This is a genomic window from Pedobacter quisquiliarum, from assembly GCF_014642175.1.
GTDB classification, from domain to species: Bacteria; Bacteroidota; Bacteroidia; order Sphingobacteriales; family Sphingobacteriaceae; genus Pedobacter; species Pedobacter quisquiliarum.
In genome coordinates this window covers 1-12,710 of record NZ_BMIL01000001.1, presented here as the reverse complement: position 1 = coordinate 12,710, position 12,710 = coordinate 1, and the positions used below count along the sequence as shown (strand labels likewise).

At 44.4% G+C, this 12,710-nt stretch carries 8 protein-coding genes and 1 tRNA gene; 2 read left to right on the top strand and 7 right to left on the bottom strand.

Translation table 11 applies throughout. The features are described 5' to 3' along the window. The first annotated feature begins 51 nt into the window (after window positions 1–51). Window positions 52–4,572 (top strand): translocation/assembly module TamB domain-containing protein, encoded by a 4,521-nt coding sequence (locus tag IEW69_RS00045; RefSeq protein ID WP_229663467.1) that lies wholly within the window; start codon window positions 52–54, stop codon window positions 4,570–4,572. A gap of 2 nt (window positions 4,573–4,574) precedes the next feature. Here IEW69_RS00045 and IEW69_RS00040 read toward each other — a convergent pair whose 3' ends face one another. The 3 genes from IEW69_RS00040 to IEW69_RS00030 all read right to left on the bottom strand — a co-directional run bounded on the left by IEW69_RS00040 (window position 4,575) and on the right by IEW69_RS00030 (window position 7,977). After that, window positions 4,575–5,786: a bifunctional 3,4-dihydroxy-2-butanone-4-phosphate synthase/GTP cyclohydrolase II gene (locus tag IEW69_RS00040; protein WP_188624776.1), complete on the bottom strand. Its 1,212-nt coding sequence runs from the start codon at window positions 5,784–5,786 to the stop codon at window positions 4,575–4,577. Window positions 5,787–6,132: 346 nt separating this feature from the next. Further along, window positions 6,133–7,566: an LptF/LptG family permease gene (locus tag IEW69_RS00035; protein WP_188624775.1), complete on the bottom strand. Its 1,434-nt coding sequence runs from the start codon at window positions 7,564–7,566 to the stop codon at window positions 6,133–6,135. A gap of 30 nt (window positions 7,567–7,596) precedes the next feature. Then, window positions 7,597–7,977, bottom strand: a complete 381-nt coding sequence (locus IEW69_RS00030; RefSeq protein ID WP_188624774.1) for an START-like domain-containing protein — start codon at window positions 7,975–7,977, stop codon at window positions 7,597–7,599. 103 nt (window positions 7,978–8,080) lie between these two features. Between IEW69_RS00030 and IEW69_RS00025 the strand changes: the two genes are divergently transcribed. Then, window positions 8,081–8,154: transfer RNA gene (locus IEW69_RS00025), tRNA-Met, on the top strand. Window positions 8,155–8,299: 145 nt separating this feature from the next. On the opposite strand, the gene IEW69_RS00020 is transcribed toward IEW69_RS00025, so the two are convergent. The 4 genes from IEW69_RS00020 to IEW69_RS00005 all read right to left on the bottom strand — a co-directional run bounded on the left by IEW69_RS00020 (window position 8,300) and on the right by IEW69_RS00005 (window position 12,245). Beyond that, window positions 8,300–9,367 (bottom strand): SDR family oxidoreductase, encoded by a 1,068-nt coding sequence (locus IEW69_RS00020; RefSeq protein ID WP_188624773.1) that lies wholly within the window; start codon window positions 9,365–9,367, stop codon window positions 8,300–8,302. A 135-nt stretch (window positions 9,368–9,502) separates the two neighbouring features. Further along, window positions 9,503–9,730 carry a hypothetical protein gene (locus IEW69_RS00015; protein WP_188624772.1) on the bottom strand — a complete coding sequence of 76 codons (228 nt, stop codon included), beginning with the start codon at window positions 9,728–9,730 and terminating at the stop codon, window positions 9,503–9,505. 18 nt (window positions 9,731–9,748) lie between these two features. Further along, complete coding sequence (locus IEW69_RS00010) at window positions 9,749–10,336, bottom strand: SRPBCC family protein (RefSeq protein ID WP_188624771.1); 588 nt, start codon at window positions 10,334–10,336, stop codon at window positions 9,749–9,751. Between the two features lie 148 nt (window positions 10,337–10,484). Next, window positions 10,485–12,245, bottom strand: coding sequence for a S8 family peptidase (locus IEW69_RS00005; protein ID WP_188624770.1), 1,761 nt, complete (start codon window positions 12,243–12,245; stop codon window positions 10,485–10,487). Between the last annotated feature and the right edge of the window lie 465 nt (window positions 12,246–12,710).

The window sequence follows — 12,710 nt, the reverse complement described above, 5'->3', positions numbered from 1 at the left end:
CTATTAAAAATAATTCTTTGGCTGATTGCATCGGTTCTACTGTTGGTTGCTGTGCTTTTATTCTCCCTGCAGTTTAAGCCGGTACAAACGTATGTAGCAAAAAAGGCAGCAGCTTACCTATCTAAAGAGCTGAATACCAGGATTTCAGTCTCGGGATTATATCTTAAACCCTTCAAGTCCGTTGTCCTCGAAAATCTTGTTGTCCTTGATCAGGAAAAAGACACATTATTGAATATGCCTAAGTTCATGGTCGACATGAACCAGCTTTCCTTCAAAAAGCGCATCGTAGATGTCAATACCATCCAGCTAAATGATGGTACCATTTACCTTAAAAAGTATAAAAGCGGCAAGACAAACCTCGACTTCATCATCAATTACTTCGACTCCGGGGCGGAAACAACAGCGCCGAAGAAGGAGAAGAAAGCGCCCTATAAAGTCACCTTTGCAAGAATTATCCTTAACAATGTTGCCTTCCGCTACCACAACCAGCAGTCGTTGGCGAAAGTAAACGGCGTCAACTTCGACGATGTACACCTTACTAGTCTCAACGGCATCTTCGAGCAACTGAACACAACGGACCACCTGATGCAGGCGGACATCAAGAATCTGACTTTTAAAGAGAGGAGCGGATTCTATCTGAAGAACCTTACGGCCTTTACAACAATAGACTCCAATCAGATAGAACTTAAGAAGCTATTGCTGGTTACAAATGAAAGTCGCTTGCGCGACTACTTCCGTATGAAGTTCAACAGCTTCAACGACTTCAATGACTACTTCAACAAAGTAAGAATGAAGGCCAACTTCAAGGAAAGTCACCTATCGGCAAAAGACGTGGCCTTTTTTGCGCCGCAGTTGGCAGACATGAACCTGAGCCTTGACATCGATGGGCAAATCGAAGGGTTGGTGACCAGCCTCAATGCGAAAGCGCTCGCCATAAAAGCGGGTAAGGCCACCTACATCAAGGGGGACTTTATTGTTAAGGGCCTGCCGAACCTTAAGGATACCTACATGGACCTTAAGATAGACATGCTGGGTACGAACAAGAAGGATCTCGATGAGTTGTTCCGCAGTACCACCGGTAAGTCGGTGAAAGTAATTCCGGTAATCGTATCAAAGTTTGGCAACATCAACTTCAATGGTCGCTTTACCGGCTTTCAAAATGATTTTATCGCCTACGGCGAATTCAAGACCAAGCTCGGCCGTATTGTCTCCGACGTAAACATGAAGATCAGTACCCAGGGCGTTCCCTCCTATTCCGGAAACGTCAAAAGCTACGATTTCAACATTGGGTCTTTGCTAGACGAGAAGTCTCTTGGAAGGGTAACTGCCACCGTCAAAATTGAAGGAGTAGGTACCGAAATTCAAAGTCTTAAAGAGAAAATCAACGGTAAAATAGACTACATAGATTTTAACAACTATCGTTACCGTAATGCTGTGGTCAATGGCACATTCAACAAGAAACTGTTCGACGGTAACCTGAAACTTAACGACAAAAACATAAAGCTGGACTTTGATGGTACGGTAGATTTAAACCCAGCACTACCGGTCTTTAACTTCAATGCGACACTCAAGGAAGCAAAGCTGAAATCCATCAAGCTGATTAAGGACTCACTCAAGGTTGATGCTGTATTCTCCACCAATTTCAGTGGCAATAACCTGAACAACATTCAAGGGAATCTATTGATTTCACACATCAAGCTGACCAATCCTAAAGGGGTTTACAATGTAGACTCCCTGGAGCTTCATGCCGCAGGACTGGGTACAGACAGGACACTCTCCATTCGATCTGACATTTTTGATGCCAGCATCAAGGGGCAATATGATCTGAACTCCATTCCCGCGTACTACCAGGCACTCGCCAAGACTTATATTCCCTCGCTAAAGACCTCGTCTACAAAATACAACGCACAGATTTTTGAGTTTAACCTATTGATCAAGCGCTTTGAACCCATTGCCGAACTTGTGGCACCAGGCCTGGAAATCGAAGATCAGGCGGTGCTCATTGGAAATTTCAATTCCACGCAGAACATTGCTACACTCAACGGCTTTGTCCGCAAGATTAAGTACCAGGGTATTACCGTAAACAACCTGATTCTGGATGAGAATACCACCACAAACCAGCTGCAAGCCATTATCACCTCAGACAGGGTAGACTTAAACGATAGCCTTTACATCAAGAATGTCAACATCTCCAATGTCCTGCGAAACGATAGTCTGGCCTTGAACATCAAGCTTTCCAACGCCGACGACGTGAATCAGCTCGATTTGAACGGACTGGTGGAATTTGCCGGGGATACTACCGCGCGCATCAGCATTCTACCTTCGCTGGTTAAAATCAACAATGAAGACTGGAAAATTGAAGAGAAGGTGCGCATCAACTTTGCCAATGGCAAAACGGAGATCCGAAACTTCGATATGACCAATGGCACGCAACTCCTCAGCGTTGATGGAGAACTTTCAAAAGACCCTGCAGATCTACTTCGGGTAGGCTTTCGCAACTTTAGTCTGGAAACCCTTAATCCATTCGTCAAAACCCTGGGCATAAAACTCTATGGGAAGGTCAACGGCGAAACACGACTATCAAGCTTGCTGGCTTCACCGAAGATCAATGACAGCCTGAAAATTGATTCTTTAATGTTCAACGACACCTACATCGGAAGTCTTGTTGACACCTCTTCCTTCGACGGCGCAAAGAAAGCAGCAAACATCTACACCAGAATTCTCACAAACGACACGGAGACTTTCAGGCTGGATGGCAAGCTCGATCTTGAAGAGAAGAACATTGATCTTGATGTGATCATGAACAAAAGCAAACTAGCTGTGCTCGAGCCCTTCGTGAAGACCCTCGTCTCAGACCTTAATGGCGATATTTCCTCAGACATCAAGATCAGGGGATCATTTGATAAACCAGAAATCAACGGCAGCATTACCCTTCATAAGGGTGGCCTCACGGTGAACTACCTGAAAACGGCTTACACCATATCACAAACCATAGATGTTGAGAACAGCGTCGTACAAGTTGATGACCTGCGTTTAAGAGACATTAACGGCAATATTGCCACCGCTAATGGTACGGTGGATCTGAATAACATCAGTAACCCTGAGCTGAACATCGACATCGATGCACAGAACTTCATGGCACTAAACACCACCTCCAAAGACAATCCGCTTTACTTCGGACAGGCCTTTGCTTCGGGAAACTTCAGGTTTAAAGGCCCTACCAACAAGATGTTTATTGGCATCGACGCCAAGGCGGAGAAAGGAACAGTTTTCAACCTGCCGCTAAATAGCTCTGAAACGGTGACAAACAAAGACTTCATTACCTTTGTACCCAAGGATACAGCTAAGGTGGTGAAAAAGGCAACCACATTCGAAGGTTTGACCATGAGCTTCAAGCTCTCCATAGACCCGAACACGACCGCTAACATCTTTACGACGCTGGGCAATCTAAGCGGCCGTGGAAATGCAGACCTGAATCTGGAAATCAACAGCTATGGCGACTTCGAAATGTCTGGAGACTACATCATCGAGTCTGGTAACTTCGACTTCACCGCACAAGAAGTCATCAACAAGAAGTTTACCATCCGCCAAGGCGGAAGTATTCGCTGGACGGGGAACCCGCTAAACGCACAAATACAGCTCAAAGCGATTTACTCCCTCCGGGCAAGTTTAGCGGACCTCTACAGAGCTGCAAACCGCACCAGTTCGGAAACGGACCGCAAGCTCGTTGAAGTAGAAATGGGCTTATCCGGATTGCTCTTGAAACCAGACATCCGGTTGGACATTTTCTTCCCTTCGAACCCGGGGATCAAAGAAGAATTCCAGGCGTACTTCAACGACATGAACAACATGAACCTGCAGGCCCTAAGTTTAATCATCAGACGAAGCTTCGCGCCAGGAACAGGTGCCGATCTTGGTGAACAGCTCACCTCAGGTGTAACAAGTACAGCCACGGAATTGCTGTTCAACCAGTTCAACAACGTGCTATCCTCACTAAATCTCGATTTTGTCGACATCAACATTCGCTCCCTGAGCGAAGCGAATGCATCCTTTAAGTTCTTCAACGACCGTATAGTGCTTAACGCCGGTATCGTAGACAGGCGAAGCAGCAGTGACCTGGCGCTAATTGGATTCTCCAAGGATAATGTGGGCGGTGAGGTAGAAGTGCTTGCATTGATTAGAAAAGATGGCTCCCTGGTGGGTAAACTAGCCAATAAGCCACCAAGCCGACAGACCTTGTTCACCAATAGCATTTACAACCAGAACAACAATGTAACCTCATTGGGCTTAATCTATACGCAGCAATTTGATTCATTCAAAGAATTCCTGCAAAAGATAACCGGCGAATTCAGAAGGAACCAGCAGAAAAAAGCTGCCCAGGAACTTGCCGAGAAAGAGGCCGCTGACAAAAAGCTGCAGCAGGAAAAAGAAAAGGCTGCTAAAGAAAAAGAGCTAAAGCAAACACAGGCAAACGGCGCCAGTACAACCAAAACTTCAGACCGGGAAATCCCTAAACAAGAACAGCCTCTTAATAAAGAAGCTGTTCTTGGTGATAGACAAAAGAAAAGGTAAGCTTACCCTTTCATGATATGGTGTCCCATTTTATCTCTTTTTGTTCTTAAGTATTGTTCGTTGTGTACGTTACTTTCAATCTCAATTGGAATGTTCTCCACGATCTCCAGTCCGTAACCAAGGAGGCCAGCACGCTTGGTCGGGTTATTGGACATCAGCTTCATTTTAGTTACGCCCTGAGCACGTAAGATCTGCGCACCTACGCCGTAATCACGTTCATCTCCTTTAAAACCGAGTTTGATGTTAGCCTCTACCGTATCAAAGCCGGCATCCTGAAGGTTGTATGATCTTAGTTTATTAACCAGTCCGATACCACGACCTTCCTGATTCATGTACACGATAAGTCCTTTACCTTCGCGATCGATCATCTCCATCGCTTTGTGTAGTTGAGGCCCACAGTCGCATCTGCAAGATCCAAAGATATCACCCGTCATACATGAACTGTGTACACGTACCAGCACAGGCTCATCTTCCGCCCAGGTGCCTTTACTTAAAGCCAGGTGTGTTGCGTTATTATCGATTTGCGTGTAAGCCGTCATTTTGAAATCTCCAAAAGCGGTCGGCAGATTTACCGTAACTTCTGGAATCACCATGCTCTCTTTAGACAAGCGATACGTAATCAGGTCTTTTATCGCTACGATCTTAAGCTGGTGCTGCGCTGCAATCTTCATCAAATCTGGAAGACGCGCCATTTCACCATCATCTTTCATGATCTCTACCAATACCCCTGCAGGTTCCATGCCCGCCAGGCGAGCTAAATCTACGGAAGCCTCAGTATGTCCAGAACGGCGCAATACACCACCATCTTTAGCCCTTAACGGGAAGATGTGGCCAGGGCGACCAAGTTCTTTAGGATCTGTATTGGGGTTTATTAATGCTTTAATGGTTTTAGAACGATCAGAAGCTGAAATACCGGTTGTGCAACCATGGCCAATTAAATCAACAGATACAGTGAAGTTTGTCTCGTAGGCGGCGGTATTCTTGCCGACCATCAATTCCAGGTTTAACTCATCACAACGCTCTTCAGTTAAAGTTGCGCAGATTAACCCTCTGCCATAGGTAGCCATGAAATTGATTACTTCTGGCGTCGCGTTCGCCGCAGTTGTTACAAAGTCACCCTCATTCTCGCGATCTTCATCATCAACAACTATAATTACTTTACCAGCTTTTAAGTCTTGAACCGCTTCCTCTATCGTATTTAACTTGATGTCCATTGTTAGAATTTTAAAGCTCTAATGCCGGTTATACCAACCCGCCCTATTTAGAACCTATACAAAGTTACAACCTTAAAAGATATTTTACGGTAATTTATATCATAGATAAGTAATCAATCTTTTGAAGAAAATTCATGTTTATCATGCAGATAATTCTTGTGTAATTGCATCCGCAGATACGCTGATATAAAAGTTCAATTAAGCTACAATCTAACCCATCGCAAACAGGCCTCAGCCTGAGATTACCTATAAGGAAGCTCTGTTTATTGGTGTAGGGGATCTACAATCAACAAGTGTTGCATTTCTTCTTAGCCCTACTCTTGTACCACAAAATATAATGCAAACCCTATAGGGAAGCCTTATTCTTTCGCTTGAAAAGGTTTACAATTAAACTCTTGTAATAACCTGCATCAAACAAGGCAGAATCTACCGTTGCTTTGTAGGTCAGGAAGGCTGCAAGCGGACTGAGCAGTATAATGGCCATCCATGCACCTGCCACAGGTTCCAGATTGCCCTGCACGGCCGACTTCTCAGAAACCGTAGAAATGATGTGGTAAATCAAAAAGAAGATCACCGCCATAACAACAGGGAGCCCCATCCCACCCTTTCGGATGATGGCGCCAAGTGGTGCGCCAATAAAAAAGAGTAATATACAGGAGGTCGCAAGTGTATACTTCTTCCAGTATTCAATGTCGATCTTGATCAGGTTTATGGACCGATCCTGGTGTTCCGCTTTGCGCGTCAAGGCAGATTGATGAACGGCATTGGCAATGTCCAGAGCACTTTGCGCAACCATTGCCCGGTCATTCTTAGGAATGGTATTCATGATGTTCCCTTTGATGATAATCGGCTTAATCTTGATCTTGGTATAGCCCTTCGTATAATTGTTCTGCTTGTAATAACTTCCGATGTTCTCTTTTGCAGAGCGATTAATACTATCCAGTTCCTTCGTTAAGGAGTCTTTTTTATGAACCAAACCTTTGAGGTTCAGCATGGCATTATTCCCTCGAAAACTGTTCTGATCCGTCTTATTCATCTTAAAACTAGACAGGTCGAAAGTCACATTGGTTTGCTTAAAACGCATTCTGTATAATTCCTGACGGGGATTATAGTAGGATGTTTTACCGGCGGCTTCCTCGTAACGTACCCCATCTTTAAGGTTCAGCAACAAGGTGTTGTTGTCCGGCGTTTTATTCATCGTGCCTTCCTTGGCCATAATGATGTTGGCGATATCATTTTTCTCATTTGCCTGATAGATCATGATCCCTTCCAAACGGCCGTCATCCCACTTCTTATCTACACGAATGCTGTAGCCAGGGATGCTGTTATTGAATACCCCTTCTTTAATCAGGAAAGCAAGTTTTTTATTACGGATGTCCCAGAGTAAGGAACCGAACTTGAGGTTCGTCTTGGGCAACATATATTCCGAGAAAAGGAAGGCACTTACAGAAAGCATGATGATCACCACGAACAGCGGCATCATGGCTTTTTGCAGGGACACCCCTGCTGATTTGATGGCAACCAGCTCGTAATTCTCGCCAAGGGTCCCGAAGGTCATAATCGAAGATAGAAGCACCGCCAGCGGCAGTGCCATCGCAACCTGAGCAGCAGCGGCATAGAACATAAGTTCCAGGATCACATACCACTCGAAGCCCTTTCCGATCAAATCATCAACATACTTGAATAGAAAAAACATCAGCAGGATAAACATCACCACAAAGAACGTGACGATGAATGGCCTTACAAAGGCGTTAATCAATAGGATATGAATCTTTTTCAAGACGCAAAGGTACGCAAAGGTGATTTAAAATCAGGCACCGATAACGCTGTGCAGATACGTAATCTGGTTATCCCAAATCTGTGTGCGCTCGTTTAAGGTCTCATCCGTTGCAAAGTCCGTTATGGATAGTGCCACATCATTCGTCAACTCATCCTGTACAATCTCCATTTCGAAGTAACAGTGCGGATCATCTTCCAGCCATTTGAACTTTACCAGTCTGTTTTCTTTAATGCTAAGCAATTTTGCTTTCTGCACCTCGCCATCCCAGCTGAAAGTGTAAACCTGATCACGGAACAATACATCATCAGCGAACCATTGAGACAGTCCATTTGGTTCACTTATGAAGCTAAATAAGATACGTGGTGACGATTTTAACTCGTACTCTAACGTAAATTTCTTCTTTTCTGACATTGTAAGTCCCTCTTCCTGAATTTAATCGAACAATTTTTTTTTATTTGTTTCTAAAGAAAAGTAATTTATTCTATATTTGCAACTCTTTAAAAAATAACCACCCGGCGGGGTAGCTCAGATGGTTAGAGCGCAGGATTCATAACCCTGAGGTCGGCAGTTCGATTCTGCTCCCCGCTACACTGAAAAGGCTTTCACGAAAACGTGAAAGCCTTTTTTATTTCCAGCTGAATCTGAAAGTTATATACACATACCCATTGGTTTATTTGGTCAGATTCTTATTCTTCAACAATGAAAATTTTCAAAAAACGGCAACGGCAATACGTTAAGGTATCAAGCGTTCTGATCTTAGCGTCTCAAACAGCTCATAGAACGAATCACGGGTGCTCTTGTAAGCCGTAAAGCCCAGCTTTCTGCTCTTAGACATATCTGTCATCACTTCAATCGGGCGACCAAGATCCAGGTCAGTGTGCCATGCTGATGCCAGCCGCGCGAGATCGCTTTCTATCAATCCATGTTTTTCAGCCATCTCCTTCCAAAGCACATGATCCCGCGCCATTTCTGCTTCCAGGGGATGAATGTCACCGTCAAATCCAGCCGGCACTACATCAAACCATGCCGCCAGTTCCTTCCACAACCAGCTCCATCGAAAAACATCACCGTTGGTGATATTGAATGCCTGATTTGCAGCTGCTTTCGTGGTGGCTGCCCATAGCAGTTGTTCCGCAAGGATGCGTGCATCCGTAACATCAGACAATCCATTCCACTGCGCTGCAGATCCTGGCCATCGGAAAGGCCTGCCAGTTTCCTTGCAAATACTTGCGTAAACGGCAAGCGTAGTGCCCATGTTCATCATGTTGCCCACAGCTCGCCCAATTACCGTATGCGGCCTGTGGATACTCCAGGTAAAGCCGTCACGTGCAGCAGCGGCATAAACCTCATCCTCCTGCGCGTAATAAAAGTTCTCGATTTCTAAACGAGGATGCTCCTCACGTACTGGTATTTCTGGCAGGGTGCCCGATTTCGCATAAGCATCAAACGGACCCAAATAGTGCTTAAGACCAGTAACCAGCGCAACGTGTTTTACCGATTGCTTCTGCGACAAAACAGTCAGCAGGTTACGAACCATCAGGCTATTGAATTTAATATTCTCCACTTCGGTGTCCTTTCGCATCCAGGTCGTAATAAACACATGCGTAGCAGAAACACCTGACAGTGCTTTTTCAAGGCTATTTACATCCAAAAGATCGGCCTGTACGGGATGAAGTCCGGCAATATCTGTGTTTGGATTCCGTGCGAGACCGTAAGTCACCCATCCTTCTGCAATTAATTTCTCTGCGAGGTTGCTACCAGTTATACCACTGGCACCAACAACTAATGCTACATTACTCATATCTAAAGCAACCGATCAAATAGATTTTTGTTTCCCATAATTGCCATACAACCGTAAACACCCTCACGCGAAACTAATAAAACAGAAAAGCCAGTCAGGAATGCTGACTGGCTTCTTATATATTATGCCTGAGAACTATTGGACGGGCTTTAATCCGCCACTAGAATCAACAGTAAGACCGTCCGTGCTCTCTTTTACAGCACTGTCGACCAGTTGTAGTGAGTCTGATGTAGATGTGCTGTTAAATGTTGCGGTGTCATTGATGGTGCTGTCAGCCGCCGTATCATTTTTTTCAGCTGAGCTGCCACAGGCTGCTAAACCGATTGCCGCTAAAACAAGCAGGCTATAAAGGGATTTTCTCATATGTATCTGTTTTAGGTTCTATTGATCTTGTAAAGGGTTCTGACTGCCGTAATCAGGTTTACCTTCCTGATCCATAGCGGAGCTGCTGGCATCCTGTTGCTGCGCATTAGAAACGCCTCCTGCGGACGCTGTATTGTCGCTTGAACCCGCACCCTGTTCACCTGACTCCAGGAACTGCGCTAACTTGCTCAACTGATCGTCCCATGCCGATTCCTTTGGTTTCACAGACTCCTGCTGCTCCTCTTCATTCTGGGTAATGGAAATGCTGCTTTGATCTTCGGAGCCTTCAAAAACAACTTCCAATTTATAGGAACTGTTTAGCTTTTCATCCGGCAATTGCCAGTTCCAGGTATACACCAAACGTTCATTTGGTTGAACTTCCTGATAAGTACCTTCAATCGTAAGCGAGGTACCTTCTTCACCTTTAAAGTGATAAGTTACTTTGCCACCTTCTGTGATTTCGTTTTCCACATCGCTCAAGGTTAAGCCCATCGGCTTCCACCATTGTTTGAGTTGTTCGGCTTCCGTCCATGCTTTATAAAGCGCTGAAACGTCAGCCTGGAATGATTTACTTGCTTGTATTGTTGATTGTCCGTTAGATTCCATAAAGATGATTTTCTTCTTAAAACACCTTTTGGAATGTATTGTGTTAAAATTTTAAACAAAAGTACCAGAAGCACTTAGCATCTTTTTACCTGAGCAGCTAAGCGTGGCTTGTTTAGAAATACCAACTACCAATTACGACGTACGAACACTATTTCAGCTCAGCAGCAAGCTTTAGTGCGTCATAAGCATTGACAATCCCGCCGGTGATGGATAGCTCTGAAAACAAAATGCGACCAGAAGTGCCCCTTTCATCCTCATGCTTTACTTTACGGTCTACTTTGCGTACAGATTTCAAGATTACATCTTTAACCTGCACCGCACTGAGTTCAGGATAATGGCTCATGATGAGCGCAGCCAGGCCGGATACAACCGGAGCAGCCATACTGGTACCATCAAACTCCTCATATTTAGAGCCCGGAACTGTCGAGTTGATCATGAAACCTGGAGCAAATACATCTACGGTGTGCTTGCCATAATTGGAGAAAGATGCTTTTAGTTCGTCGCCTTCCTTGTACGCACTGGCACCAACTTCGATCCAGTTTTTTGCATGTGGCAGATCGAATTTTACTGTATCCAGCGGAGGTGTTAAGGAAATCTTCGTTCTGCTCAGGCGTGGATCCGGTCCTGGCATGCGGTTGTTCCCTGGACTTTTACGTTCAGGTGGTGTAAACAAATCAACAATAGGCTTCTTTACCTTTTTGTTGTAGGCTGCTGCAGCCTCACTGTCGTAATACTTCGTTGGAAAAACATCTGCACGATCATTGTTGAGGTTATCATTTCCAGCTGCGTGAACCAGTAGCACACCTTTTTGCTCTGCATATTGAATGGCTTCATCCACAACGGCCTTGTCCCATTTGAAGTTCTTACCAAAGCTCATGTTGATGATTCGGGCGCCATTGTCAACCGCATAACGGATGCCATTTGCAACGTCCTTATCGCGTTCATCACCTTCAGGCACAACACGGATGGGCATAATCAACACATGATCTGCTACACCCTTAATCCCAAAATCGTTATTACGGTTGGCGGCTATGATACCGGAGACATGAGAACCATGTTCAGCACGAGGGCCCATTACATCATTATTGCCATATTTACGGTCCCGGCCATTGGCATAATCATCGCCAACAAGGCTGTCACGAACATCATACTTAGGATTAAGGTTATACTTGAGCGTAATTTCTGTGCCTTCATAGGCCTTCTTGACGTCTTTATAGAACTGCGGGTATCCTCCAGTATCTCGGCTACCCTTCCTGATGATCTTCTTCACCTGTTCTTCAATCTGATCATCTGGTTTATATGCCTCAATGTCCTCCAAAGAAGGCATTGCTTTTTTGGTCACCTTAGATACGGAATCCAACAATTTATTGATCTCGAACAACACGCGGTAATTCTGATCGGCATCATCGTACTTCTTACCAAGCTGCGCCGTCACTTTACGGTATAAGGCAAATTCTTCCTTCCCAAGGCTGTCCAGGGCTTTGGTGCTGGTGGTTGATTTGTACTTCGGACTAAGTTTTCGGTAGATCCGGACAAGCTCAAGGTTATCATACACGAGATTCCCTGCTTTAGAGCCGATGAAATTCCAGCCATGCACATCATCCACATAACCATTTCCATCATCGTCAATACCGTTGCCTGGAATTTCTTTCTTATTTGTCCAAATCTTCCCTTTCAGGTCTTCATGGTTGATGTCTACGCCCCCATCGATTACGGCGACCACAATCTGCTGCTTTGCTTTTTTATCCTTTAGCAGCTCACGATATGCTTTTTCAGTACTAATACCGAAATAGCCATCTTCTACAACATCCAGGTTAAACCAGTTTGCTGGAAGTTTAACTTTCTTGTCTTGTGCCTGTATGTTTATGCTGAAACATACCAGCAGTACCCATAATAGTTTATGTTTCATTAAATAATTTGTGTGCTAATTGATTCAGTTATGCCGTCGCCTGCAGCTTTGCGCAAGAAATAATATCAGCAGGATCAAACTGATGCTTGATGTGATACATAAACGCAAATTAAACGCCAGATGATACAGCTGTAACTAGGAATATACCCGAAAGATAAGGAATTAGCACAGAATACCAGAAACCAAGGCACATCGCTACTGCTATAACAGTACAAGAACTGCTATAAACTACCACTGAAGTTCTCAGAAAAGCTGCTAAAAGAATAAATACAGCTGCTATAAATTATACAGCAATTAGAAAAAGGCTATAAACATTGCACTAGTTTAAAGCCTGTATAAACACTAATGCAATCAAAGCATTTAACGCGAATGTTTAATCTAAAAAAATCTGTATAAACAAGAAAAGCCTGTAAGTTTTCACTTACAGGCTTTCTTTAAGATTTGGCACCGACCTACTCTCCCACG

Bases quoted from the DNA above. Each gene is read 5' to 3' on its own strand.
- IEW69_RS00040 (WP_188624776.1), bottom strand. From the start codon at position 5,786: ATGGACATCAAGTTAAATACGATAGAGGAAGCGGTTCAAGACTTAAAA.
- IEW69_RS00010 (WP_188624771.1), bottom strand. From the start codon at position 10,336: ATGGAATCTAACGGACAATCAACAATACAAGCAAGTAAATCATTCCAG.
- IEW69_RS00015 (WP_188624772.1), bottom strand. From the start codon at position 9,730: ATGAGAAAATCCCTTTATAGCCTGCTTGTTTTAGCGGCAATCGGTTTA.
- IEW69_RS00020 (WP_188624773.1), bottom strand. From the start codon at position 9,367: ATGAGTAATGTAGCATTAGTTGTTGGTGCCAGTGGTATAACTGGTAGC.
- IEW69_RS00030 (WP_188624774.1), bottom strand. From the start codon at position 7,977: ATGTCAGAAAAGAAGAAATTTACGTTAGAGTACGAGTTAAAATCGTCA.
- IEW69_RS00005 (WP_188624770.1), bottom strand. From the start codon at position 12,245: ATGAAACATAAACTATTATGGGTACTGCTGGTATGTTTCAGCATAAAC.